At 69.7% G+C, this 25420-nt stretch carries 19 protein-coding genes and 1 riboswitch; of the genes, 15 read left to right on the top strand and 4 right to left on the bottom strand.

Annotated elements, in window-relative coordinates:
- Positions 1-222 precede the first annotated feature (222 nt).
- The 9 genes from NLI01S_RS08165 (at position 223) to ligD (ending at position 12811) form a co-directional block, all read left to right on the top strand.
- Positions 223-2388, top strand: coding sequence for a transglycosylase domain-containing protein (locus NLI01S_RS08165; protein WP_067601748.1), 2166 nt, complete (start codon positions 223-225; stop codon positions 2386-2388).
- Between the two features lie 75 nt (positions 2389-2463).
- Positions 2464-2571: riboswitch (TPP riboswitch) on the top strand.
- A 74-nt stretch (positions 2572-2645) separates the two neighbouring features.
- Entirely contained in the window at positions 2646-3287 is a 642-nt protein-coding gene (locus NLI01S_RS08160) for an ECF transporter S component (protein WP_067601745.1), read from the top strand.
- A 2-nt stretch (positions 3288-3289) separates the two neighbouring features.
- The gene (locus tag NLI01S_RS08155) at positions 3290-4810 is read left to right on the top strand and encodes an ABC transporter ATP-binding protein (protein ID WP_067601742.1); all 1521 of its coding nucleotides are present in this window, start codon (positions 3290-3292) and stop codon (positions 4808-4810) included.
- Entirely contained in the window at positions 4807-5532 is a 726-nt protein-coding gene (locus NLI01S_RS08150; protein ID WP_067601739.1) for an energy-coupling factor transporter transmembrane component T family protein, read from the top strand. Before NLI01S_RS08155 ends, NLI01S_RS08150 begins: the two co-directional genes overlap by 4 nt.
- Positions 5533-5578: 46 nt before the next feature.
- Positions 5579-6379, top strand: coding sequence for an enoyl-CoA hydratase/isomerase family protein (locus NLI01S_RS08145; RefSeq protein WP_190318393.1), 801 nt, complete (start codon positions 5579-5581; stop codon positions 6377-6379).
- Between the two features lie 390 nt (positions 6380-6769).
- A complete protein-coding gene (locus NLI01S_RS08140) occupies positions 6770-8980 on the top strand; it encodes a serine/threonine-protein kinase (RefSeq protein WP_223809162.1) in 2211 nt (736 codons plus the stop codon).
- A 466-nt stretch (positions 8981-9446) separates the two neighbouring features.
- Positions 9447-10226, top strand: a complete 780-nt coding sequence (locus tag NLI01S_RS08135; RefSeq protein ID WP_190318392.1) for an electron transfer flavoprotein subunit beta/FixA family protein — start codon at positions 9447-9449, stop codon at positions 10224-10226.
- A 33-nt stretch (positions 10227-10259) separates the two neighbouring features.
- Positions 10260-11204, top strand: a complete 945-nt coding sequence (locus tag NLI01S_RS08130) for an electron transfer flavoprotein subunit alpha/FixB family protein (RefSeq protein WP_067601730.1) — start codon at positions 10260-10262, stop codon at positions 11202-11204.
- Between the two features lie 692 nt (positions 11205-11896).
- Complete coding sequence (ligD, locus tag NLI01S_RS08125) at positions 11897-12811, top strand: non-homologous end-joining DNA ligase (RefSeq protein ID WP_067601727.1); 915 nt, start codon at positions 11897-11899, stop codon at positions 12809-12811.
- A 3-nt stretch (positions 12812-12814) separates the two neighbouring features.
- Here the strand turns inward: ligD and NLI01S_RS08120 are convergent, their stop codons facing one another.
- Positions 12815-14545 carry an outer membrane protein assembly factor BamB family protein gene (locus tag NLI01S_RS08120; RefSeq protein WP_067601723.1) on the bottom strand — a complete coding sequence of 577 codons (1731 nt, stop codon included), beginning with the start codon at positions 14543-14545 and terminating at the stop codon, positions 12815-12817.
- 281 nt (positions 14546-14826) lie between these two features.
- On the opposite strand from NLI01S_RS08120, the gene NLI01S_RS08115 reads away from it, so the two are divergent.
- Positions 14827-16113, top strand: coding sequence for a hemolysin family protein (locus NLI01S_RS08115; protein WP_067601893.1), 1287 nt, complete (start codon positions 14827-14829; stop codon positions 16111-16113).
- Positions 16114-16120: 7 nt separating this feature from the next.
- On the opposite strand, the gene NLI01S_RS08110 is transcribed toward NLI01S_RS08115, so the two are convergent.
- Both NLI01S_RS08110 and NLI01S_RS08105 read right to left on the bottom strand, forming a co-directional pair.
- The gene (locus NLI01S_RS08110) at positions 16121-16894 is read right to left on the bottom strand and encodes a class I SAM-dependent methyltransferase (RefSeq protein WP_067601721.1); all 774 of its coding nucleotides are present in this window, start codon (positions 16892-16894) and stop codon (positions 16121-16123) included.
- Positions 16891-17631, bottom strand: a complete 741-nt coding sequence (locus NLI01S_RS08105; protein ID WP_190318391.1) for a class I SAM-dependent methyltransferase — start codon at positions 17629-17631, stop codon at positions 16891-16893. The genes NLI01S_RS08110 and NLI01S_RS08105 overlap by 4 nt, the downstream gene beginning before the upstream one ends.
- 170 nt (positions 17632-17801) lie before the next feature.
- Between NLI01S_RS08105 and NLI01S_RS08100 the strand changes: the two genes are divergently transcribed.
- Positions 17802-19805: a hypothetical protein gene (locus NLI01S_RS08100; protein WP_067601716.1), complete on the top strand. Its 2004-nt coding sequence runs from the start codon at positions 17802-17804 to the stop codon at positions 19803-19805.
- 4 nt (positions 19806-19809) lie between these two features.
- Here the strand turns inward: NLI01S_RS08100 and NLI01S_RS08095 are convergent, their stop codons facing one another.
- Positions 19810-21156 (bottom strand): acyltransferase family protein, encoded by a 1347-nt coding sequence (locus tag NLI01S_RS08095; RefSeq protein ID WP_067601713.1) that lies wholly within the window; start codon positions 21154-21156, stop codon positions 19810-19812.
- 159 nt (positions 21157-21315) lie between these two features.
- On the opposite strand from NLI01S_RS08095, the gene NLI01S_RS08090 reads away from it, so the two are divergent.
- The 4 genes from NLI01S_RS08090 (at position 21316) to NLI01S_RS08075 (ending at position 25420) form a co-directional block, all read left to right on the top strand.
- Complete coding sequence (locus NLI01S_RS08090; protein WP_067601710.1) at positions 21316-22230, top strand: DUF3068 domain-containing protein; 915 nt, start codon at positions 21316-21318, stop codon at positions 22228-22230.
- A gap of 126 nt (positions 22231-22356) precedes the next feature.
- Complete coding sequence (locus NLI01S_RS08085; protein ID WP_067601707.1) at positions 22357-23283, top strand: decaprenyl-phosphate phosphoribosyltransferase; 927 nt, start codon at positions 22357-22359, stop codon at positions 23281-23283.
- Positions 23280-24638, top strand: coding sequence for an FAD-binding protein (locus NLI01S_RS08080; RefSeq protein WP_067601705.1), 1359 nt, complete (start codon positions 23280-23282; stop codon positions 24636-24638). Before NLI01S_RS08085 ends, NLI01S_RS08080 begins: the two co-directional genes overlap by 4 nt.
- 29 nt (positions 24639-24667) lie before the next feature.
- A complete protein-coding gene (locus NLI01S_RS08075) occupies positions 24668-25420 on the top strand; it encodes an SDR family NAD(P)-dependent oxidoreductase (protein WP_067601702.1) in 753 nt (250 codons plus the stop codon).

The raw sequence follows: 25420 nt of genomic DNA, 5'->3' as shown, positions 1-25420 counted from the left end.
GTCTCTCGTCTTGATGTCGAGATTGGATGCGGTCGGTTCCTTGTGAACGGTCCACTGTGGCCGTGCTGTGGCGCTTCTGGGTGCTTTGCCGGGGATTGAGGAAGCTTTTCGGTGACACGCCCGATTTGGCGGCGTTCCCTTTGCGGGCCGACTGCGAGTGTGGTCGACGCAGTGCCCGGTGCCACGTGGCACCGGGCCGCACACGGCCGTAGGGGGTGCGACGTGACGGAGTCCAGCCGCATTGGTCGGTTCGGGGACAGAGCCCGGGCCCTGGTAGAAGGCGGAACCGCGAAGTTGGAAGGGGATGATGGCAAGGATCGACGCGAGGCGATCCTGCGTCTGTCCGGACTCGGTCTCATCGCCGGGCTACTGTCGGCGATCCTGGTCATACCCCTGGTCGGCGGTGCCGGGATCGTGGCCAGGGACGCCGCCGCGGGCTTCATGTCCCTGCCGAACCACCTCGACGTTCCATACCCGTCGTCGCGCGTCCTGCTCACCGACGACTCGGGGGAACCCTTCGGCGAGGTCGCCCAACGCGAACGCGATGTCGTCGACCTCGACGAGATGAGCCCCTGGATGGGCGCGGCCCTGATGGCGGTCGAGGACGACCGTTTCTACGAGCACAACGGTCTCGATCTGCGCGGTGTCCTCCGTGCCGCCATCCGTACCGCCCAGGGGAACACGCAGGGTGGTTCGACCATCACCCAGCAGTACGTCAAGAATCTCCTCATCGAGACCGCCGAAACCGAGGAGGACGTCGACCAGGCCAGCGCCCGGACGATCACCCGCAAACTCACCGAGCTTCGCTACGCGATCGACATCGAGGACCGCTACACCAAGGACGAGATCCTGCAGGGCTACCTCAACCTGGCCTACTTCGGGTCCGGCGCGCACGGGGTCGAGATCGCCGCCAAACGGTACTTCTCGACCTCCGCCGCCGAACTGGACCCCGGGCAGGCCGCCACGCTGGCCGGTCTGGTCCGAGCGCCCTCGTACTACGACCCGATCAACAACCCCGACGAGGCCAGGGAACGCCGCGATCTCGTGCTGGACCGGATGGTCGCCACCGGGCAACTCGACTCCGAAGAGGCCGCCGCGCACAAGGAGAAGGGCCTGGGAGTGGACACCACGCCGCGCGCGGGCAGCTGCGCCGAGAGCGAGTACCCGTTCTTCTGCGACTACACGATGCGCTGGCTCGCCGAGTCCGACCTGCTGGGCGACACCAAGGCCGAGCGCGAACAGCGCATCTCCCGGGGCGGCTTCACCGTCCAGACCAGTCTGCTCCGGGACGCCCAGGACGCCGCCCAAGAGGCCATCGACCGCCGGGTCCCGCACCAGGACTCCACCAAGTTCTCCGCCCAGGCCATGATCGAGCCCGGTTCGGGCCGTGTGCGCGCCCTGGCCCAGAACCTGCGCTACGGGTTCGACGACGAAGAGGTCGGCACCACCTCGATCAACCTGTCCGTGGACCAGGCCGACGGTGGCTCCAGCGGATTCCAGGCCGGGTCGACGTTCAAGGCCTTCACCCTGGCCGCCGCCTTGGAGAAGGGCCTGGGATACGGCACCAGCTTCAACTCGCCCAAGAGCATGTCGATCGGTGGCATGGCCAACTGCGAGGGCGGCACCATGTCGTCCTGGAACGTCCGCAACGCCGGTGAGAGCGACGAGGGCGGCCACAACATGCTCAGCGGGACCAAGGGGTCGGTGAACACCTACTTCGCCCAGCTACAGCGTCGAGTCGGCCTGTGCGAGACCTCCGAGACCGCCGAGGCGGTCGGGATCCACCGCGCCGACGGTGGCGACCTCGGGGTATGGAGCTCCTTCACCCTCGGCGACCAGGAGGTCTCTCCGCTGAACGTGGCCAACGCCTACGCGACCTTCGCGGCACGAGGCACGCGCTGTGACCCGCGCCCGGTCCGGGCGATCCGGGAGGATGGCACGGGCGAGCGGGTCACCGCCGACTCCCACTGCGAACGAGCGGTGAAGAAGCAGACCGCGGACGGGGTCAATCATCTGCTCCAGCAGCCCTTCAAGGGCGGCACCGCCAACGGTCTGGACCTTGGGCGACCGGTCGCGGGCAAGACCGGCACCACCGACGGCGCGGCCTACGCCTGGTTCGCCGGCTACACCCCGAACCTCTCCTCGGCCGTGGTCGTCGGTGACGTGCGCGGCGGCGAGGCGAACCCGCTACAGGGCGTGACCATCGGTGGCCGTTACTACGGCATCGTCTATGGGGGCAGCCTGCCCGGCCCGATCTGGCAGGAGAGCATGCGGGGCGGCACCGCCGGCCTGGAGGCCGAGGACTTCGCGGGTTCGCCCGGGTCCTTCGGCGACCCGAACGCCGATCCGCCCAAGTCCAAGGACGACGAATCCGACACCGAGGCCTGACCGGCGAGGGAGCCAGAGGAATCGGGCCGTGGGATGGAAACATCCCACGGCCCTCCTTGTTGACGCATAATGGAGGAGAACCGACAGGGGAGCGCGTGAGCGCTGAGAGTGCGGCATCGGACCGCAGACCCTTACACACCTGATCCGGGTCATGCCGGCGAAGGAAGTCGTGGAATCCGTCATCTCCGTGCCGCCGGCGCGGGAGACGCTCTCGGCCGCATTCCCCTCGTCGACCTCGACGAAGGGACCTCATTTCGATGGGTATCGACACCGGAACCGGGCATGCCGGCGCGAGTCGCGGGCTCCTCGGCCGGATCAAGGACTGGATCCGCACCGAGTTCGGGGCCTGGCGCACCGTGGACATCGTGGTGGCCGCCGTGCTCGGCGCCGCGGTGGGCGTGGTGTTCTGGCTGTGGGACGTGGTCTGGACGATCACCGGACCGCTGTTCGTGCTCTTCCCCCCGGCGCAGGCGATCCTCTACGGGGTCTGGCTGCTTCCGGGAGTCCTGGGCGGGCTGATCATCCGACGGTCCGGCGCGGCCGTGCTCACCTCCATCACCGCGGCCTCGGTCTCGGCGCTGCTGGGCTCCCAATGGGGCGTCACGGTGGTCCTGGAGGGCGCCATGCAGGGGCTGCTGCCCGAATTGGTCTTCCTGCTCTTCCTCTACCGCCGTTGGGGCATGGGCGTGGCCGCCCTGGCCGGTGCCCTCGCCGGGATCTCCCCGGCCATCCGTGACGCCGTCGTCTACTACGCCACCTGGCCACTGTCGCACCAGCTCGTCTACGGCGGCCTGGTCCTGGTGAGCGGCGCGTTGATCGCGGGGGTGGGTGGACGCCTGCTCACCACGGCCCTGGCCCGCTCCGGGGCCTTGGCCCCCTTCCCCTCGGCCAAGGGCTGACCATGGCCCTTGCGAACGCGCGCGGCGCGCGTGTGGAACTCTCCGGTTGGGGATGGAAGCACGCGGGCCGCGCCGCCCACGCCCTGCGCGGCGTCGACCTGGTCATCGAACCCGGAGAGCGGGTCCTGTTGCTGGGTGCTTCCGGCGCCGGCAAGTCCACCCTGTTGCACGCCCTGGCCGGCCTCACCGGGCCCGACAGCGCCATCGGTGGCGACCAGGAGGGCCTGCTCCGGGTGGACGGCGAGCCCGCCTCCCGGGGGCGCGGCGGCGTGGGGCTGGTCGCGCAGGACCCCGAGGCCCAGCTGGTGATGGCACGCGCCGGCGACGACGTGGCGTTCGGACCGGAGAACCTGGGGGTGGCGCGCGGCGAGATCTGGTCGCGGGTCGAACGTGCCCTGGCCGAGGTCGGGTTCCCCTACGGGCTCGGGCACTCCACCGGTGCCCTGTCCGGCGGAGAGAAGCAGCGCCTGGTCATCGCCGGGGCGCTGGCCATGCGACCGCGTCTGTTGCTGTTGGACGAGCCCACCGCCAACCTCGATCCGGTCGGGGGCGCGCTGGTCCGGGACCTGTTGGCCCGCCTGCTCTCCGAGAGCGAGGCGACCCTCGTCCTGGTCGAACACCGCGTCGCCGAGGTCATGGACCTGGTGGACCGTGTGGTGGTGGTCGAACCCGGCGGTGGCGTGATCGCCGACGGGGCACCGGCGAAGGTCTTCTCCGAGCACGGGAGGGCCCTGGCCGAACAGGGGGTGTGGGTGCCCGGAGAGGAACCCTCACCCGACCTGCCCTCGGCCCCGGGCGGAGCGCCCATGCTGGCGGCGGAGGGTGTGACGGCGCGGCCCCCCTTCCAACTGGGAGTGCGGGCGGCCGCCCCGCGCACCGTCCTCGAAGACGTGGACCTGACCGTGCCCGCGGGGGCCGTCACCGCGCTGACCGGGCCCAACGGAGCGGGTAAGTCCACTCTGCTGACCCTGCTGGCCGGTCTGACCGGACCGCACCGTGGTCGGGTGGTGCCGCGCGGGGCCCTGGCGGAGATCGACCGGCGTCCACTGGTCCGTTGGCCGGCGCGCCGACTGGCCCGCCACGTGGGCACCGTCTTCCAGCACGCCGAGGACCAGTTCGTGACCACCGAGGTCCGAGACGAACTCCGGTTCGCCCCACTGCGGGCCGGCCTGGGCGAGACGGAGACCGAGAGCCGGGTCGGCGAACTCATGGAACGGCTGCGGCTGACCCCTCTGGCGAACGTGCACCCGTACACGCTTTCGGGTGGGGAGAAACGCCGTCTGTCGGTGGCCACCGCGCTCAGTTCCGGCCCCCTGCACGCCCCCGACGTCCTGGCCCTGGACGAGCCCACCTTCGGCCAGGACACCCGTACCTGGACCGAGCTCGTGGAGCTCCTCGCGGAACTGCGCGCCGAGGGGCGGGCCATCACCGTGGCCACCCACGACGGGCTGCTCCTGAGCCATCTGACGGACGTGCGGGTGCGGGTGGCGGAGGGGCGCGCCGTGGCCGAGGAGGACGAGTGAGCGAGGCCCCCCGGCTCACCGGACTCAACCCCGCGGCCAAACTGATCGCCGCCCTCGGCATCGGTCTCGGACTCGTCCCCGCCGTGGACGTGGTCACCGGCGGCATCGTGCTGGCCGCAGTCCTGCTGTGCGTGCCCTTCAGCGGGGTGGACCGCCGCACCCTGCTGATCCTGGCCGGCCCCTTCATGCTCATGGGTCTGAGTAGTGCCGCGGTCAACTACCTGTACGGCGAACAGGGACTCGAAGGAGCCATCGGGGTGGCGGTGCGTCTGTTGGCCATCGCCCTGCCCGGACTCCTCGCCGCCATCACCAGCGACCCCACCGACATGGCCGACGGGCTCGTGCAAAGACTCAAGGTGCCCGAGCGCCCCGCCATGGGCGTGCTCGCGGCGCTGCGTCTCGTCCCGCTGTTGGCCGACCAGTGGCGCACCATCACCCTGGCCCGCAGGGCCCGGGGACTGGAGGCCGGATACAACCCGTTGAACGTGGTCCGGCTGTTCTTCGGACGACTGTTCGCGTTGCTGGTCCGCGCCATCCGGATCGGTACCCTGCTGGCCACCGCCATGGACGCGCGGGCCTTCGGGACCGGGCCGCGCACCCACGCGCGGATCAGTCGCTGGCGTGTCGCCGACACGCTCCTGCTCGTGGGTACCGCCCTTCTCCTGGCCGTCGCCTACACGGTCTCGGCCCGGCTGGGGACCCTGGTGCTGCTCTTCTCCTGACCCGCGTGGTTGGGTTGCCATCGAATACCGACACCGACACGAAGAGGTGGACAACGTGGGCGAGTTCGTTCGCGTGGAGGCCGACCCGGAGAACCCCGCGGTCGCCGTCATCCGCATCGACCGACCCAAGGCGCTGAACGCGCTGAACGGACAGGTCACCAAGGAGATCGCCGAGGCCGCGGCCCGGGTGTCGAACGACGACTCCGTACGCGCCGTAGTGTTGTACGGCGGTGAACGCGCCTTCGTGGCGGGGGCCGACATCAAGGAGATGGTCGACCTCGACCACGCGCAGATGCTGAACTACTCGCGCGCGCTGCAGAACGCGTTGACCGCCGTGGCTCGGATCCCCAAGCCCGTCGTGGCCGCTATCAGCGGTTTCGCGCTCGGTGGTGGCTGCGAGCTGGCGCTGTGCGCCGACTTCCGGGTCGCCGGGACCAAGGCCAGGCTCGGACAGCCCGAGATCCAGCTCGGGGTGATCCCCGGCGCCGGAGGCACTCAGCGCCTGCCGCGCCTCATCGGTCCGGCCAAGGCCAAGGACCTGACCTTCAGCGGCCGTCACGTGCGCGCGGAGGAGGCCGAGCGGATCGGTCTGGTGGACCGGGTCGTCGCCGACGAGGAGGTCTACTCGGCCGCCGTCGCGCTGGTCGCCGAGTACGCCGAAGGTCCGGCGATCGCCCTGGCGGCGGCCAAGGAGGCCATCGACCGCGGGCTGGAGACCGACCTCGAGACCGGACTGGAGATCGAGCGCCTGCAGTTCTCCGGGCTCTTCTCCACGGAGGACCAGAAGAGCGGCATGCGCAGCTTCATCGAGCAGGGGCCGGGCAAGGCGAAGTTCAGCGGTCGCTGAAGGATCCGAACCCGTTTCGGACGGGGCGCCACGGCCTTCGGACCGGTGCCCCGTCCCACGCTTGAACTTCCCTTTGCCACGTTTTGCCACGACAATGGACCTTCGTCATGTTCAGTGGCGTCACGGGGGTCGGCCCGGTCGACCGGATCCGGCCAGACGGTACGGGGGCGGGGGAACCGCGCACGCTGTTCTTCCGTCATACTCGTCATTGGTCGTCCCACGACGGACGGTTCGTCCGGAGTCCCCGGGGCGCGGTCAGCGTCTGCTCTCCGACGACACCGACAGACCATACGAGGCCCCTCCGGGGTCGAACAAGCCAATGGTGACCCATCCCCCCGGCCGATAAGCTGGACGTGGTGGTATGCGGTCTTTTGAGGGGATGAGTTCTCGATGGCAATGTCGGCAGGTTTCCCCACGGGTGAGGAGCTGCCGGAGCGCATCGGCCACTACGTCATTCGTCGCCGCATCGGTGCGGGCGGCATGGGCGTGGTGTACCAGGCCGAGGACCCCCGGACCGACCAGTTCGTCGCGGTGAAGGTTCTCAAGCCGGAGGTCGCAGGAGACCACATCGCACGCGCGCGGCTCGCTCGAGAGGTCGAGACGATGCGCCGCGTGCAGAGCCCCAACGTGGCCGAGGTCATCGACGCGGACACCCAGGCCGAGCTGCCCTGGGTGGTCACCGAGTACATCCCCGGACCCACCCTGGACGCCACGGTCACCGACCACGGTCCCCTGCGCGGCCGCGCTCTGACCCGCTTCGTCGCCGGTATGGCCCGGGCGATCAAGGACATCCACGCGGTGGACGTGATCCATCGCGACCTCAAGCCCGGCAACGTGATCATCTCCAACGGTGAGCCGATCGTCATCGACTTCGGCATCGCGCACGCGGTGGACGGTGCCAAGCTCACCCAGACCGGCACGTTCGTCGGTACGCCCAGCTACCTGTCCCCGGAGGTCATCGAGGGCACCGACCTGGGTCCGGCCACCGACGTGCACGCCTGGGGCGGCACCGTGGCGTTCGCCTCGACCGGGCGCCCGCCCTACGGCGCGGGTTCGTTCGAGGTCATCTTCTTCCGGATCCTCAACGGCGAGATCGACCTGGACGGGATGCACGAGGCGCTGCGGCCCCTGGTCAATCGGGCGGTCTCCCGTGACATGCGGGCACGTCCGAGCGCGGCCGAGCTGGTCGCCGAGACGGGCCGGCTCAACCTGGACCTGCCGTGGCGGGAACCGCAGCTCGGCCCGATCGACCAGACCGGTGGGCACACCGTGCGCGGCCACACGCCCGCTCCGGGCGCGGGCGGCGACACGGGCGGTCGCGGCGGCATGGGTTCGGCGCTGGGTGGTGCGGCCGCCGGTGGCGCCGCGGGCTACCTGCTCGGCAAGAGCGCCGGCGAGGGTTGGGGGCCCGCGCACACACGCAGCGCTCCGACCTCGACGGACAGCGCGTGGTCCAGCCCTTCCGCGCCGCAGACGAGCCACGCCTACTCGGGTGGTCACCCGGTCGACGACGAGGCCACCGACGACCTCGGCGGTAGGGGTTCGGGCCGCGACGTCGATGACGAGGCCACCGACGATCTGGGCGCCATGGCGGGCACCGAACGCATCACCCCGTCCTCCTCCGATGACCTGCACGACCAGCAGGGAACCCAACGGATCCAGACCGGACAGGACGACGTCCTGGGCACCCAACGGTTCGACCCGGGCGAGTTGGCGCGTCAGCAGGAGGACCCGCAGGGCACCATGATGATGGGCCAGGCGGAGCCTCCGCAGCGCGGGCCCGAGGGCGTCCAGCAGACCCAGTTCTTCAACTCGCCGCTGGACCCCAGCGCCTTCGAGGACATCCTGACGCCGGTCGGGCAGCAGGGCCGTAGGGACACCACCCAGGAGTTCGACGAAGAGGACTACAACGAGCGCGGCGGGCTGCTGAGCCGCTTCAAGCGAGGCGGCGGCGACCGTTTCGGCGACTACTTCCGCGGCCACAACGCCGACGACGAGGACGAGGACGAGGACGAGTACTACGACCAGGCCTGGCGGATGCACCCGCTGGTGCTCATCCCCATCATGCTGTCGTTGGCCGGTGTGGCGCTGTGGTTCCCGTGGTTCGGGATCATCCTCGGCGTCGTCGTCATCGCCGGCCTGGGCGCCCTGGACGTGGTCAAGGCCGAGCACGCCCGACGTCTGCAGACCCGGGGGCGGCGCAACTCCGACGGCATGGTGGTGGCGCTCAGCTTCCCCTGGGCCTTCGGCCGCATGGTGTTGCGCACGGTCGGATTCGGCCTGATCTATCTGGTGGCGGGCATCCTGGTCGGGATGGTCTACGCCACGATGATGGAGACCGGCAACGACGGCGCCAACTACACGGGCGCGTTCGCCGTGTTCGTGATGATCCTGCTCAGCTACATTATGCCGAGCGGGCGCGAGGCCAGGCACCAGGCGGTGTGGCTGGTGGAGCGGGTCCGCTTCCACAACCTGTACCTGTACATCGGTGTGATCGTCGGCATCCTGCTGCTGACCCTGCTGATCCTGTCGATCGGTCTGGGCTCGGCTCCGATCTGGAAGATGGGACCGCTCACCGGCCCGGCGGACTGGTTCGGCTAGTTCGGCTGGTTCGGCTGGTTCGGTCCGACCGGCCCGACCGGCCCGGTTCGTGGGGACGCCCTTCCTCCTGTCGGAGGAGGGGCGTTCGTCCTTTACCGGTGCCGCGCCGGTACTTCGGCGATGGCGCGCCCGCCCGGGGAGTGGGACCGGTCACTAGAGTGGAGGGTGAAGCCATCGCCCTTTCGCCCGTCTTCCCTGGTGGGCGGCGTTCTGGAGGGGTCAGGGCGACTTCGGCCCGGTGTTTGGTTAGGGTTTCCTAAGTTGAACTCGGGCGCCAGGGGTTGGTCTTCAAGCTACTAGCCAGTAACATCTGGTGTATGAGCACATGGCGGGCCATGTTGACGTGAACACGGGACCCGCCGTCGGATGACCGAACGGCATTCGGCATTGTTGGCAGTATCGGGGCGCGCCAGCGCCCACCCGCCAGACGGCGGATATGGGAGTGCAGGGAGGTCGGCCACCGGCCATGAATATTGTCGTTTTGGTCAAGCAGGTCCCGGACACGGCGACCGAACGGAAGCTCAACGCCGATGACAAGACGCTGGACCGCGCAGCGTCCGACGGTGTCATCAACGAGCTCGACGAGTACGCCATCGAGGAGGCGCTCCTCCTCAAGGAGAAGCACGGCGGCGAGGTCACCATCCTGACGATGGGCCCGGACCAGGCCACGGACTCGATCCGCAAGGCCCTGTCCATGGGCGCCGACAAGGCCGTCTTCGTCAACGACGACGCGCTGCACGGCTCCGACGCCATCCAGAGCGCCTACGCCCTCGCGCAGGCCCTGGGCACCCTCGAGTTCGACCTGGTCGTGCTCGGCTCGGAGTCCACCGACGCCCGCACCGGTGTCATCGGCGCCGCGCTCGCCGAGTACCTCGGCCTGCCCCAGCTCACGCTGGCCGGCAAGGTCGACATCGACGGCGGCGCCATCAAGATCCAGCGTCAGACCGACTACGGCTACGACGTGGTCGAGGCTCGGCTCCCGGCGGTCGTCTCCGTCGTCGAGAAGATCAACGAGCCCCGTTACCCGTCCTTCAAGCTGATCATGCAGGCGAAGAAGAAGCCGGTCGACAAGAAGTCCGCGGCCGACGCGGGCATCGACACCGGCAAGGTCGGTCTGGCCAACGCCACCACCGAGACCGTCGACTTCGCCGCCGCGCCGCCGCGCGCCGCGGGCACGATCGTCAAGGACGAGGGCGACGGTGGCGTCAAGGCCGCCGACTTCCTCGCCGAGAAGAAGTTCGTGTAGGTAGACGAGAGACTCAGGGAAGGTTCAAGGATTATGGCTGAGGTCCTCGTCCTCGTCGACCACGTCGACGGACAGGTCAAGAAGGTCACCACCGAGCTGCTCACCGCCGCGCGCCGCATCGGCGAGCCCGCCGCGGTCTGGGTCGGCGACGGTGCGGAGTCGGGCAAGGCCACCCTGGCCGAGTTCGGCGCCGAGAAGGTGTACGTGGCTCCGGCCGAGGTGAACGACTACGTCGTCGCACCCAAGGCCGAGCTGCTCGCCAAGCTCGCCCAGGACAAGGGCGCCGCCGCCATCCTCGTCTCGGCCACCGCCGAGAACAAGGAGATCGCCGGTCGTACCGCAGTGAAGCTGGGCTCCGGTGTGCTCACCGACGTCGTCGACGTCAACGCCGAGCTGGTCACCGAGCACAGCATCTTCGGTGGCGCCACCGTCACCCACGCCCGCGTCACGACCGGTGTGCCGGTCATCGCGGTCCGTCCGAACTCCGTCGTCCCGGAGGCCACCGCCGGTGCCGCCGCCGAGGAGGCCGTTTCGGTCGACATCTCCGACGCCGCCAAGGGCGCCAAGGTCGTCGAGCGCGTCGTCCAGGCGAAGGGCGAGCGCCCCGAACTGGAGGAGGCCGCCATCGTGGTCTCCGGCGGTCGTGGCGTGGGCTCCGACGACTTCGCCGTCGTCGAGAACCTGGCCGACTCGCTGGGTGCGGCCGTGGGTGCTTCCCGCGCCGTCGTCGACTCCGGCTGGTACCCGAACCAGTTCCAGGTCGGCCAGACCGGTAGGACGGTCAGCCCGAACCTGTACGTGGCTCTGGGCATCTCCGGCGCGATCCAGCACCGCGCGGGAATGCAGACCTCGAAGAACATCGTCGCGGTCAACAAGGACCCCGAGGCTCCGATCTTCGAGCTCGCCGACTTCGGCGTCGTGGGTGACCTGCACACGGTCGCCCCGCAGCTCACCGAGGAGATCAACAAGCGCAAGTAGTACCGTGCGCTGAGCGATCGAGCCGACGCCCGACCGGGATCCCCCGGCCGGGCGTCGGCCTTTCCCGCTCGCTCCGAAAACCGGAAGCCCCGGGAGGACCGGGGCAGGAACTCGGCCGGGGGTCGGATGGAAGGTGCGGGTGGAGCCCATGCCGGAAAGAACCCCGTTGGGGGACGAATTCCAGGCGCAGGTCCACGTCGGTCGGCTCCGGGTGGGCGACCGGGCCGTCGGGGGCCACCACCGAACCGGTGGTGAGGGACAACCGGTCACCGACCACGCCCTGACCCACCCCGCAAAGGTCCACTCCGGGGCCGTCACGCCAGACCTCGGTGCCGTCCGCACCGGTCAGCGCCACCGGTACCGGCTCGCCCCCGGGATCCTCCACGGCCAGGAACAACCCCTCGAACCCGCGCACCACCCCGGGAGTGTCGTCACAACCGCCGAGACCGAATCCCGGGGTGTGCCAGGCGCTTCTCCATCGGAGCCGAAGGCCACCGGTTCGCCGCCCAGGTCGACCACGGTCACGCCGGCGAATGGGCGAAGAGTGGTCGGGACTCGACGTGACGACAGCTGCTTTGTGGTGATCTGGGGCTGTTTGGCCGATATGAAATGTTGCGGGTGGTTTTCAGGGTAGGGCCTCGGGTAGACCCGGCGAACGACCGCGTGGAGGCGGTAGGGAAGGGGCAGGTGCGATGCGAACCACGGTGCGGGCGGGACGGCGCAAGGTGGAGGTCGGGAACGCCGACAAACCCCTCTTCGGTGCCGGCGGGATCACCAAGGCCGACCTGGCCGGCTACTACGCCAGGATCGCCCCGCTCATGCTGCCGCAGATCAAGGGTCGACCCGTCGCTCTCCAACGCTTTCCTGAGGGAATCGACGGATCCGGCTTCCTTGTTCAGCACCCCTCCCATCCCCGGTGGATCCGCACCGTGTGGACCTCCTCCGGTCGCATGATGGAGTGCCGGGACGCCGCTGCTCTGGTGTGGTGCGCCGACCAGGCCGCCATCACCCTGCACAGTTGGTCCTCCCGCACCCCGCGCCTGGGCGTGCCCGACCGGATGGTCCTCGACCTCGATCCGGTGGGCGAGGGCCCCGACGCGTTCGACACCTGCCGGCAGGCCGCCTGGAGCGTTCGCGAGGTCCTGTCCGAACTGGGGCTGGCCGCCTACGTGATGACCACCGGCTCCCGGGGGCTGCACGTCCATTCCCCACTGCGGCCGGAGGTGGACGACTCCGAGGTCAGGAGGCTGGCCAAGGCGGTCGCCGACCGGGTGGCCGCCCGCGCACCCGCAGAGTGGACCACCCGGGTGCGCAAGGCCGCCCGCCACGGCCGCATGTTCGTCGACTACCTGCGCAACGGGAAGGGGCAGCTGGCCGTGGCGCCGTACACCGTGCGGGCGCGACCGGGGGCTCCCGTCGCCACCCCGATCACCTGGGAGGAACTGGACGGACTCACGTCCTCCCAGGGCTTCACCATCGACCTGGACCGCGACGAGTGCCCGTTCGCGGGGATGCGTAGACACGCCAGATCCCCGCGCAAAGCGCTGGGTCTGTTGGACCAAAGAGAGGGCGGAGTCGTCCCCCGGCCGCGCACCGAGCGCCGATGAGCCTCAGTGGAAGAAGGACAGCACCCGGCGGTCCCGGTGTTCGGACCAGGCGACCATCGCGTCCTGGACACCGAAGACCTTCTCCAGAGGCGTGTTCTCCAGGGGAGAACAGCCTTCCGAGGTGATCACGGTGTTCGCCCGGTACAGGGTCTCGTCCAGGACCGTCCCGTCCGAAGACGAGCAGTCCCCATAGGGTTCGTCCGCCGACGACCAGGTGATCGTTCCCTCACGTAGGTTCACGGCGTGGACCGGTCGGCGTTCGCCGTGTGCGCTCCGCGCCAGGACGTGCTCGTCGAAGACCACGCGTGTGGAGGCCTGGCCGTACATGAGCTCGCCACCGACGAGCGGGCCGCCCACCTCCGTGACGCCTTCGCCGGTCGAGTCCCACAGGGGCTCGCCATCGAGGTCGTAGGCGGCGAGGTAGTTCGCGGCGTCGTTCTCCCCGCCCAGACGGCCGCGGCCGAACTCCACCACGGTCACGTCTTGCGAAGCGATCACCGCTTTGATGTTCCTCGACCCGGCTCCGCGGCGGTCGGGGACCACGTCCTCCACCGTGAAAAGCGCGTCACCGGTCTCCAGGTCGAAGGCGGACAGACGGTCCCGCTCCCACAACAGCACTCGGCCGTCGTCGACCAGGGCGTGGAACTCCTCGTCGTCCTCGAAGTCCACGGGTTCGCTCGGACCGCCCCGCAGGGTGGCGACCACCGACCCGTCGGTCGAGTCGAACAGGGTGGGTTCCTCCCCCGACCAGGCCACGAAGTGCTCCGAGGACCCGATCCCCGTGACCACTCCCCGTATCCCGGAGCCACACCACACCTGTTCACCGGTGAGGTCGTCGAAGGCCATCACGAGCGGCCCGGGCTGTTCCCGAGTGCCGGTACGCGGGTAGTCGTATTCGATCAGGACGGTGGAGCCGACGTGAGCGACCCCGTCCGGGCTGAAGGAGTCGTCGTTGCCGTGGAGCACGGTGGCATCCAGGTGGGTGGTGTCCAGGTGCCATGACGGGGTGCCGTCCTCGGTGGCCAGGGCAACGACCCCGTCATCGTCCGCCAGAATGAGGGATCGGTCCGAGGCGCCGGCCGTTCGCTCCGCCGAGAGGGTGTCCTCTCCCAAGACCCGCTGCCAGGAGGGTTCGGGGAATTCCTCGGGCAACGCGACCTCGGCCGTCTCCGTCGTCCACCAGCGCGGGGCCCCGGGAGAAGTGGTGAGACCGCCGCAGGCGATCTGTTCACGCAAGGGACGCCAGGTCACCGTGGCTGCCAACCCAGCGAGCATCGCCAAGGTGAGGAGAACGGCGGGCACCACTACGGTCGGGTGCCGGCGGGGGTCGGCGTGCGGAAGCGGATAGGGCACGGGGTCCGGGGTGGCCCGCCACCGGAGGGCGAAGGCCCCGAGGAGGGCCGCGGCGAGGGCGGTGAGCAGCTGCCAGGGGAGTCCTGAGAACAGGAACGTGAACGAGATGAACAGGACCAGGGCTGCGAGCAGGTCGGCGAGGAAAACCCAGAAGGGGTTCAGGTACCGGGGACGACCGGGCGGGTCGCCGGGTGCCCGCAGGAAGTACAGGACGAAGGCGAGGAGCGGCGGTAGTAACACCGGTAGTAGTGCTGGTGGCGATAGCGCCGGCGGGGGCGGTGTCGGCAGCGGCGTGCGCTGCCACAACACGATCGTGAACGTGAGGACCGCCAGGGCTCGCAGGGTGAGCCAGACATAGCGGGAGAGGATGGCGATGGTCATGGTTCCTTGGGATGGCGGCTGTGCGGGTGGGGTGGGATCGCACGATCGGCCTTGATCGTCACGACCAGAGCATGCCATGGCTCTCGGGTGAAGCCCCAGGCGCCCGACACTCCGGTTGTAGTTCCGGTTCGTCATGTTTTTCGGGCTGTCTGTCCGCGGTGGTGGCAGGTCCTGACCCATGCTCGGTTATTCAACGCCCGGTATCGGAGGCGTACGTGTGACGGTGGGGGATGGTGGGGAAGAACCTCGAATCCAGCGAGTCGCCGACGGTGGGAGCGCCCATGGAGGGTTATGGGGTCCAGATCGGTCTCGTGCTGGTCTTGGTCGTGCTGAACGCCGTGTTCGCGGGCAGTGAGATCGCCCTGGTGACCCTCAGGGAGGGGCAGATCCGGCGCATGGAGACGCGGGGCCCTGGCGGTCGCACCGTCGCCAAACTCGCACGGGACCCGAATCGGTTCCTCGCGACCATCCAGATCGGCATCACGCTCGCGGGTTTCCTCGCCTCCGCGACCGCCGCCGTCGCGTTGGCTCAGCCGCTGGTGGAACCGCTGGGATTCCTCGGCCGCTACGCCGCCCCCGTCTCGATCGTGTCGGTCACCGTGGTGCTGAGCTTCATCACCCTGGTCTTGGGCGAACTCGCGCCCAAGCGCATCGCCATGCAGCGGGCGGAGGGGTGGGCGTTGATGGTCTCCCGCCCGCTGGACCTGCTGGCCACGCTGACCAGACCGGTGGTGTGGCTGCTGGGGGTCTCCACGGACCTGGTGGTGCGCCTGTTCGGCGGGGATCCGCAGGCCGAACGAGAGGAGGTCACCGAGGAGGAACTACGCGAGATGATCACCTCGCGTGGGGACATCACCCCGGAACAACGGCAGATCCTGGACGGTGCCTTCGCGATCCGGGAGCGCCGCCTGCGCGAGGTCCTGGTGCCCCGCCGGGACGTGGACTTCGTGGTGGCGGGTACCGGCGCGGACGAGGCTCTCGTCCTACTGGTCGAGTGGGGCCACTCGCGAGCGCCGGTGGTCCGGTCCGGCGACATGGACGACGTGGTCGGGGTGGTGCACTGGTCGGACCTGATCGGGCGGAACGACGACGTCGCCGACCTGGTGCGGGACATCACCCAACTACCGGACACGCTCTCCTTATCGGTGGCGCTGCGTCGGATGACGGAGGGACGCCAACAGCTCGCGATGGTGATCGGGGAGACCGGCGCGGTCGGTGGCATCGTCTCCCTGGAGGACCTGCTGGAGGAGCTGGTCGGGGACATCACCGACGAGACCGACCCGGACCCGCCGGAGGTCGACAGGTTGGCCGGGGGCGTGCTCCGGTTGCCCGGTACCTATCCCGTGCACGAACTGCTGGACCTGGGAGTGGAACTCACCGACCGTCCCGAGGGCGCCTACGTCACCGTGGCGGGGATGGTGCTGGTCCGGCTCGGCCACATCCCTGATGGACCGGGGGACCGGGTGGACCTGGGCGGGTGGATCGCCACGGTCACCGACGCGGACGGCCGCAGGATCGACGAGGTCCAACTGAGCCCGAACCCGGCCGGGCACGCGTCGACCGAATGACGACGACTCACCGCTTGCGCAGCACGATCAGTAGGTTCCAGGTGATGATCTCGCGCAGCAGCGGCACGTGCACGATCGGCTTCATCCAGGTGGGCAGGTACCGCGGCCGGATGTCCACCACGTCGACGTCCTCGCGCCCGCGCACCCAGCGCAGTGTCTCCTTGGCGTACGCGGCGTACATGCTGCGCCCGAAGTCGTTCTTGGGTCGCCGCCCGTTCTTGCGGGTGAACCGCTCGGCCGCGTAGGAACCGCCCAGGTAGTGCCAGGGCGAGGTCTCGTGCCCGCCCCATGGCGACAACCACAGCGTGTACGACAGGTACACGAGTCCGCCCGGTCGGGTCACCCGCACCATCTCGTCCGCCATGCGGATCCGGTCCGGAACGTGCTCCAGCACGTTGGACGAGAAGCACACGTCCACGCTCCCCGAACGCAACGGCAGGTCCAATGCGCTGCCCTGCACGGCGTTCGCGTCCGCGTCCCGCCCGTGCAGCGTCATCTCGTGGGCGTCGGAGTCCACGCACAGACACCGGACACCCTCGGCCCGTAGGGCGTCGGCGAAGTAACCGGGACCGCCACCCACGTCCACCACCAGCCGGCCGTCCAACGGCGTGTAGGAACGCAGCTGGTCGACGGTGTCGTGGGCGAGCTTGCCGTAGAAGAACTCCGGGTCCGTCTGCTCCTTGCGAAAGGCCGCGAACAGTCCCACGGACCGGCCGAGGGTCGCGCGGAACGGCACGGTTCCGTCCGGTCGCGTTCCGGTACCGCTGTCGGTGGAGGTCACGCCCGGCCCCCCACCCGGACGTAGTGCCGCAGGTGTCGCCAGTGGTCGCCGCCCCAGTACTCGTCGGATGCGACGATCTCGGAGCCGGGCAGTAGTTCGGCGAGGCGTTCGGTGCTCAGGGTGTGCATGCGCATCGGCGCCGGGTACCGCAGGATCACCCTCTGCGCCAGGGCCACCAGCGGCCAGGGCACGTACTTGAACACCAGCCCCTTGAAGGTCCGCCGCTCACTGTCCGGCACGCCCAGCACCAGGGCGCCGCCGGGGCGCACCACGCGGGCGAACTCGCGTACGTATCCCTCGGCGAGGTCGGTGGGCAGGTGTTGCAGGACCAGGTCGGTGTAGACGACGTCGAAGGAGTCGTCCTCGAACCGGGACAGGTCGGGGCGTTCGTTGAGCACGAACTCGATCCGGCCCTCGGCCCGGTCCAGGCGGCGGGCCTCCTCCAGCATGGGTGCCGAGATGTCCACGCCGACCACCCGCTCGAAGTGGGCGGCCAGGGCGTTGGACAGACGCCCGGCACCGCAGCCGAAGTCGAGCACGCGGCCGCGGACCTCGGCGAGCCCGAGCTCGTCCAGGCGGTGCACCGCCGGATCGATGTCGGAACGGCCGGAGGCGAGGAACTCGTCGTCGTCCCACCCGCCGTCACGCTTGTCCGGGTCCACGCAGACCGCCCACAGCGGCTCGGCGGATCCCAGTCGGGTCCAGTCTCGGCGGACCTGTTCGAGCCCCACCGGCATCACCCCCACGGTGCTGGAGACCGTCCCGGAACAGGGCTGAATGAAGCCTGTTCCTGTTCTGGACGCCCGGGTCTGCGAGACCTGCGGCAACGGTCAGGAATAAAAGTGGAACGTGTTGTATTCTGGCACCCATTTTCCGGGTTGGCCAACCTACGGCGGGGAGAGTACCTATGCCGCCTGTTTCCCCCGATGAGGGCGGGACCACAAGAGTACGCGGACCGGTCGAGGAGGCCGAGGAGCAGGATCCCACCTTCGGGGACATCACGCGGGAGGCGTTCGCCGCGCTGGGCCGGGTACGAAGCGACCGGGTCTTCCAACTCGGAATGCTCATCGTCGCCGTGGCGACGGTACTGAAGGTCTACGTGCTGGGTGAGTCGTACTTCGTCGAAGACGACTTCCTGTTCTTCGCGGCGGCCAACTCCAGCGATCTCACCCCCGAGTTCCTGCTGGAGTTGCACAAGGGCCACTTCATGCCGGGGGCCATGTTCCTGATCTACTTGCAGAACGCCTTCGGCGCCTACCACTGGGTGTCGGCGGCGGGCACCATGTTGGTCCTGCAGGTCGCCGCGATCCTGGTCTTCTTCCGGCTGCTGTGGGAGCTGTTCGGTCGCCGCCGGGCCCTGCTGGTGCCCCTCACCGTGTACGCCCTTGCCCCGCTCACCATCCCGGTGCTGGGCTGGTGGGCGGCGGCGCTCAACGCGGTGCCGTTCCAGCTTTCGGTCGCCCTGGCACTGCTGTTCACCGTCCGCTACCTGCGCACCGGCGTGACCCGGTACGTCTGGTGGGTCGTGGCCGCGGTGGTGTTCGGGATGCTGTTCTCGGTCAAGGCCATGCTGCTGCCACCGCTGCTCCTGGCGTTCGCGGTGGCCTTCCTGTACCCGGGCGGGCCGATCCGGGCGATCCGGTACGCGTTCTGGATGGACCGCAGGTTCTGGACGGGCATGGTCGGCCTCACCCTGGGCTACCTGGTGCTCTACCTGGTCCGGCAGAACGCCGGCACCGGAGAGGAGGGCGCTTCGGTGCCGGTGTGGGACACCGCCGCCGAGCTGATGCGCCGCATGCTGACCGAGGTGTTCCCGGTGGGCGTCCTGGGTGGTCCGTTCGAGTGGAGCCCGATCACCCCCACCGGAGGTCTGCTCGACCCGATCGGTTTCGTGCTCATCGGTGCGTGGGTCGTGCTGGCCCTCATCGTCGTGGCGAGCCTGCGTGTGCGCCGGGGCGCCTGGCGGGCGTGGGCGCTGCTGCTGGGCTACCTGGTGTTCGCCGACGCGATCCCGACCGTCATCGCCCGCGGTGACGTCTACGGAGAGGTCGGCTCGGACCCTCGCTACGTGGCCGACGCCGCGCTGGTCTTCGCGCTGGTCCTCGCGCTCGCCTTCCTCGTTCCGAAGGAGGAGCGGGCCAGAGAGTACACGGGCAACACGGGGGAGGAGCGCGACCCGCGCCGCAGACTCCGCCTGGTACACCCCGGACGCGTCACCGGGGCGCTCGCCCTGGTCGTCACGCTGATCTACGCGGGCGCGGCCGGCTACTCCACCTACACCTACGCCGGAACGCTGAGCGGGGATCGGTTGCGGTCCTACATGGACAACGTGCGCACGTCCCTGGCCGAGGTGCCCGAGGGCGCCGGGATCTACAGCAGGCCGGTGCCCGACGACATCGTCCTGGAGTGGAACGGCCCGCGCCGGCTCAGTTCGTACGTGCTGACACCCGTGGCCGATCGCGCACTCGCCGAGCGGATGTACGAACCCGAACCCGCGCCCACCGCGCACGTGTTCGACGACGAGGGGAACCTGGTGGTGGCGGGTCCGCCGTCGCAGGTGAACTCGTTCGTCCCCGCCGAGGACGAGGACTGCATGGACAACTGGGACGGCCTGATGTCCTGGTCGGTGTGGGAGTTCGGCGGGATCGAGCAGGTGGCCACGATCGGCTACACCTCCCAGGAGGAGGCCAACCTGGTCGTGGTGGTGGGCGACGAGGAGGTGCGGACCGAATTGCCGGCCGCGCCCGACGGCGGGTTCTGGTACGTGCCGGTGAGCGAGCGCGGCGACACGTTCACCCTGTACACCGACCCGGACAAGACCTGCGTGACCTGGTCCTCCCTGGGCCCGCTGGCGCCCGCGAGTGACCTGGAGGAAGCGGAGGACGAGGAAGCGGAGGACGAGGAGGGCTGAGTCCTCAGCGTGGGGGCGGGCCCGCCGGTACCGGGCGCCGTCCCCGCTTCCCCTCCGAGAGGAAGCGTCGAGACCACTTCCGAGAGGGCTCCTCCACGAAGTGGAAGGTGAGCTTGGCGAGCAACGTGGTGAAGATCAGGACCGGAACGATGTCCAGCCAGAACGAACCGACGAAGATCTCCTGCCCGGTGAAGTCGCGCCACAGGTACAGCACCACGAACTGCCACAGGAAGACCCCGTAGCTGATCGGCGCGAAGAACACCATCACCCGGTGTCGCATGAGGGCGTCCAGCCACGCGCCGCCCCGCCACGCCTCGGCGGTGCGCATGGCCGGCGGTGGCCCCTCCTTCGGCCGGGGCGCCAGAGCCGCCGGGGCGACCATGAACAGCGCGAAGCCGATGTTGGTGAGGTTCTCGACCGCCGAGATCCACAGGTTGCCCGGTTCGAAGAAGCGGCCGCCGGCGGCGGGGGTCGCCTCCAACAGGAAGAACGCGGCCGCCACCAGCCAGCACAGGCCGGGGGAGGCGGCGATGGTGCGACAGAGCCTGCGCACAGGCCCGTCCGCGCCGGGTTCGCGCCAGGCCCACTCCGACAAGACTGCCAGGCCCATGCCCACCGCGAACATGCCCATGCAGCGCGGCAGCCAGGAGTGCATGTGCTCGCTGGGCTCGGGGAAGTACTGCGGGATCAGTGCGAGGAACGACAGCGCCGTCATCGTGGCCAGGCCGATGAACAGTCGTTTCCCGCGCGCGTTCACCGTCGCGCCGCCGCGCGCCCACAGGTGCAGCACCGCGGCGAACAGCGGAAGCGTGAGGTAGAAGGACACCTCGACCGACAGGCTCCACATCTGTCCGAGCCCGTAGGGCCCCGGCCCCGCCCAGTGGGGACTGGTGTTGAACGGGAAGGACAGCGTCAGGACCTCGATCCAGTGCACCACCGAACCGCGGTGTTCCCCGGCCCACAGCACCAGCGCGACGGTCGCCACCACCCAGTAGGCGGGGAAGACGCGCATCACGCGTCGCCACAGGTAGGAGGGCGCGCTCGGGCCGCGGGTGCCGTCCAGGGCGGCTCGGGCCCACGGGCGGTACAGCAGCACTCCGGACAGGGCGAAGAACAGGGGGACGGCGAGTGCCGTCGCGCTGAGCACCCCGCCGAGGATCCCGGGCGCGAGAGCGTCCCCGGTCTCGGTCGACACGTGCACGATGAGGACCATCAGACAGGCGAGGGCACGGATCCCGTCGAGGGCGTGGTGGCGCCCGCTCACCTGGGGAAGCGTGCGCTCGGGGTCGGCCGCGTCGGTCAAGGGGCTGCCGGAGGTGGGGTCCTCGGGCGCGGTGGGCGTGGGCGCCATGGGGCCTTCCTGGGCGGGAGGGAGTCAGAACACGTTTCACTAGAACGTGTTATAAAAATTCAGACACGCCCAGGTGACGTCGTTCACTACTGGGCAGTACTCTACCCGGAACTGAACCTAGTTCCAGATCCGGACTCTCATCCGCCCAGGAGGGCACACATGCGCCGTACCGTTGCGGTCGTTCTCATCGCGCTGGGGGTCTTCTGTCTCGCTTTGGCACCCATGATGCGCATGTGGATGGCCACTTCCCTGATGAAGACTCCACTGGACTACTACAACGCCACCGTCCTCAATGGCGAGGCCACCTACTTCAACATCGAAGACGTCGAGCAGGTGGAGAACGCCCAGGTCGAGGCGCACTCCACCCTGCGTGCCGACGTGGCCTCCAGCACCGACGACGTGGTGGTGTGGGACCAGTTCACCTGGATCAAGGACTCCGACACGGACTTCGGGATCAGCTCCAGCAGCCGGCGCGCCGGGCACGATCGTGTCACGGGTGAAGCCGTCGATTGCTGCGACGCCATGGTGGACGAAGAGCGCGTCACCCAGAGCGGCCAGGCCTGGAAGTTCCCGTTCAACACCGAACAGCGGGACTACGACTTCTTCGAGACGACCGTCGAAGAGGTCGTCCCCATGGAGTTCCAGGGCGTCGAGGACGTCGACGGGGTCGAGGCCTACAAGTTCGTCCAGACCGTCGATCCGACCGTCATCGGTGAGCGGGAGATCCCGCGCGAGGTCGCCGGTCTCGATGGTGAGGGCGACGTCGTCGGTGACGTGAGCTTCTCCATCATCCGCACCTACTGGATCGAACCGGTCAGTGGTTCACCGATCAACGTCAGCGAGGACCACCACCAGGTCGTCGTCGTGGACGGGGAGGAGGTGCTGACCATGATGAGCGGTGAACTCGTCTACGACGACGCCACCCGCGCCGCCGCCATCGAGAACACCGACCAGGCCCGCGCGGTCCTGCCGCTGCTGAACACCACGCTGCCGATCGTCTCGCTCGTGGCCGGCGTCGGCTTCATCGGCATCGCCGTCGTCCTGCTCGTCACCGGACGCCGCGCCGCCCAGTAGACCCCACCGCCCCCGTCCCCCCGGCCACTGTCCCGGCCGGATCATCCCCACCGGACCGCCCGTCACCCCCGCGGGCGGTCCGGTTCCCACATCCACCCACCATCGCCGGACCCAGAGGGGGAACGCGTGACCACGGCCCCCGAGACCGAGAACCGACCCGGGCGGAGCGACGTCGTGGGACTGCCCCTGGCCCTACTGCGGGCCTGTCGCCCGCGACAGTGGCTCAAGAACCTGTTGGTCTTCGCCGCCCCGGCCACCGCCGGAGCGCTCACCGATCCCCGTTCCCTGCTGTTGTGCGCGGTGACCTTCGCCCTGTTCTGCGTGGCCGCCGGCGGCACCTACCTGCTCAACGACGTCCGTGACGTGGACGGTGACCGGCTGCATCCGCGCAAGCGTCACCGCCCGATCGCCTCCGGGGCTCTTCCGGTGCCCGTGGCCGTCGTCGCCGGGATCCTGTTCGTGACCGTCGCGCCCCTGGCCTCCCTCGCGCTGGGGAACCCGGGGCTGAGCGCGGTCCTGGGCGTGTACGTGGTCCTCACCCTGACCTACACCCGCTTCCTGAAGGACATGGTCGTCGTCGACCTGGTGGCGGTGGCGAGCTGTCACGTACTGCGTGCCATGGCCGGCGGTTACGTGGTCGGGGTACCGCTGACCTCATGGTTCGTGATCGTGGTGTCGTTGGCCGCCCTGCTCGTGGTGGTCGGCAAGCGAGAGGCGGAGCTGCGGGGGCTCGCGGAGGCCCCCGAGGAGGCCCGCCCCACACGGGCCGCCCTGCTCGGCTACACCCCCGGCTACCTGGCCCAGACGCGCACGATCGCCTCCGGTGCCATGATCGTCACCTACTGTCTCTGGGCCCTGGAACAGGCCGCAGGACCGCAGTCCCCGTTCCACGCGGCCAGTATCGTTCCGTTCATCATGTTCGTGCTCCGCTACAACCTGCTCGTGGACCGGGGAGCGGGCGAGGAACCAGAGGAGATCGCGCTGCGGGACCGCCCCTTGCAGCTCGTCCTGGTGGCCCTCGTCCTCCTGGTCGGACTGGGGATCTACCTGTGAGTCGACCGACCCTCCTCACCGGGTGGGGCCGCACCGCCCCCACCGCCGCCACCGTGGTGCGCCCGCGCACCGCCGAACAGGCCGCCGAGGCGCTGGCCCAGGCCGGACCGCGCGGCGCCCTGGCCCGTGGACTGGGCCGTTCCTACGGCGACGCCGCGCAGGCCGCCGGAGGGCTCGTCCTGGACTGCACCGAACTCACCGGACCGCCCCGGCTCGATCCCGACCTCGGCGAGGTCACCGCGCCGGCCGGTACGAGTCTGCGCCGACTCATGGCGCACCTGCTGCGGCGCGGATACTTCCCGCCCGTCACCCCCGGGACCGGACACGTGACCCTGGGCGGGGCGATCGCCGCCGACGTCCACGGCAAGAACCATCACGTCGACTCCTCCATCGGCGCCCACGTGCGTTCCCTGACCCTCCTCACGCCCCGAGGCGAGGCCTTGGAGGTCGGTCCCGACCACGGTGACACCGAACTGTTCTGGGCCACCGTCGGCGGGATGGGCCTGACCGGGGTCATCACCTCCGTGCGTCTGGCGGTGATCCCCGTGGAGACCGCGCACATGCGCGTGGACACCGACCGGACCGGCGACCTCGACTCCACGCTGGAGCTGATGGAGCGCACCGATCAGGACTACCGGTACACGGTGTGCTGGGTGGACCTGCTCGCCCGCGGGGCCGCCACCGGTCGCGGGGTGCTGACCCGGGCCCACCACGCCCGCGTCACCGACCTGCCCGCGCCGCTGCGCCGCGAACCCCTCAGGTACCGCCCGGGTACTCCACTGAGCGCCCCGCCGTGGGCGCCGCCGCGCCTGCTCAACCGGGCGACCGTCGGCGCCTTCAACACCGCCTACCACCACGCGGCGCCCGAACGCAGGCGTGGTCAGGCGCAACCGCTGGGCGGGTTCTTCCACCCGCTGGACAAGGTGCGGGGCTGGAACCGCATGTACGGGCCGCACGGGTTCGTGCAGTACCAGTTCGTGGTGCCCTTCGGGGAGGAGGCCACCCTGCGACACGTCGTGGAGGGGTTGTCGAAGGCCGGCGCGCCCTCGTTCCTGGCGGTCCTCAAACGCATGGGCGCGCCCACCCCGGGGCCGCTCTCGTTCCCCCGACCCGGGTGGACGCTCGCCCTGGACCTGCCCGCCGAGTTCCCCGGTCTGGCCGGGCTGCTGCGAGGTTTCGACGAACGGGTGCTCGCCGCCGGCGGACGTCTGTACCTGGCCAAGGACAGCCGGGCGGACGCCGAGGCCGTGCACGCCATGTACCCCGACCTGCCCGCCTGGCGGAAGGTGCGCGAACGGGTCGACCCCGACGGGGTCCTCGTCTCCGACCTGGCCCGCCGGCTGCGGCTCCTTTGAACCACCCACCCGGACCGGAAGGAAACCCCATGCGCGACTCGCTGGGAAAGGTGCGCACCGTGCTGTTGCTCGGCGGGCGCAGCGAGATCGGCCTCGCCGTGGCCGAACGGCTGGTGCACGAGGGTGCCCGCGAAGTGGTCCTGGCCGCACGTGGCGGGGTCGCCGGACCGCCGAGCGTGCTGAAGGCGTTGGGCGCCACCGTCCACTCCTTGGAGTTCGAGGCCGAGGCGACCGACACCCACGTCGACACGGTGGCCGCCGCCGTGGAGCTGGTCGGTGACCTGGACGTGGTGGTGGACGCGTTCGGAGTGCTGGGGGAGCAGACCGAGTACGACGGGGATCCGCACGCCGCCGCGCGTTCGGCGGCGGTGAACTTCACCGGACACGTGTCGGTCGACCTGGCCGTCGCCGCCCGGCTGCGCGAACAGGGCCACGGCGCGCTCGTGGTGCTGTCGTCCGTGGCGGGGGTCCGGGTGCGTCGCGCCAACTTCGTCTACGGGTCCGCGAAGGCCGGCCTGGACGGGTTCGCGCAGGGACTGGCGGACTCTCTGCACGGCAGCGGGGCACGCGTTCTGGTGGTGCGCCCGGGGTACGTGGCCACCCGCATGTCCGCGCACGTGGACCCGGCGCCGTTCCCCGCCACGCCGGGCCAGGTCGCCGATGCCGTGGCCAAGGGGTTGGGCGGCAGGGCGACCACCGTGTGGGCGCCGGGCGTTCTACGGCCGGTGTTCACGGGAATGCGGCTGATGCCGCGCCCGATCTGGCGCAGACTGGGGCGCTGA

It is taken from the genome of Nocardiopsis listeri NBRC 13360 (assembly GCF_001570765.1).
Taxonomy (GTDB): Bacteria; Actinomycetota; Actinomycetes; order Streptosporangiales; family Streptosporangiaceae; genus Nocardiopsis; species Nocardiopsis listeri.
This window is presented reverse-complemented; position numbering and strand designations above follow the sequence as displayed.

Bases quoted from the DNA above. Each gene is read 5' to 3' on its own strand.
- NLI01S_RS08160 (WP_067601745.1), top strand. From the start codon at position 2,646: ATGGGTATCGACACCGGAACCGGGCATGCCGGCGCGAGTCGCGGGCTC.
- NLI01S_RS08155 (WP_067601742.1), top strand. From the start codon at position 3,290: ATGGCCCTTGCGAACGCGCGCGGCGCGCGTGTGGAACTCTCCGGTTGG.
- NLI01S_RS08140 (WP_223809162.1), top strand. From the start codon at position 6,770: ATGGCAATGTCGGCAGGTTTCCCCACGGGTGAGGAGCTGCCGGAGCGC.
- NLI01S_RS08135 (WP_190318392.1), top strand. From the start codon at position 9,447: ATGAATATTGTCGTTTTGGTCAAGCAGGTCCCGGACACGGCGACCGAA.
- NLI01S_RS08130 (WP_067601730.1), top strand. From the start codon at position 10,260: ATGGCTGAGGTCCTCGTCCTCGTCGACCACGTCGACGGACAGGTCAAG.
- ligD (WP_067601727.1), top strand. From the start codon at position 11,897: ATGCGAACCACGGTGCGGGCGGGACGGCGCAAGGTGGAGGTCGGGAAC.
- NLI01S_RS08120 (WP_067601723.1), bottom strand. From the start codon at position 14,545: ATGACCATCGCCATCCTCTCCCGCTATGTCTGGCTCACCCTGCGAGCC.
- NLI01S_RS08115 (WP_067601893.1), top strand. From the start codon at position 14,827: ATGGAGGGTTATGGGGTCCAGATCGGTCTCGTGCTGGTCTTGGTCGTG.
- NLI01S_RS08105 (WP_190318391.1), bottom strand. From the start codon at position 17,631: ATGCCGGTGGGGCTCGAACAGGTCCGCCGAGACTGGACCCGACTGGGA.
- NLI01S_RS08100 (WP_067601716.1), top strand. From the start codon at position 17,802: ATGCCGCCTGTTTCCCCCGATGAGGGCGGGACCACAAGAGTACGCGGA.
- NLI01S_RS08095 (WP_067601713.1), bottom strand. From the start codon at position 21,156: ATGGCGCCCACGCCCACCGCGCCCGAGGACCCCACCTCCGGCAGCCCC.
- NLI01S_RS08090 (WP_067601710.1), top strand. From the start codon at position 21,316: ATGCGCCGTACCGTTGCGGTCGTTCTCATCGCGCTGGGGGTCTTCTGT.
- NLI01S_RS08075 (WP_067601702.1), top strand. From the start codon at position 24,668: ATGCGCGACTCGCTGGGAAAGGTGCGCACCGTGCTGTTGCTCGGCGGG.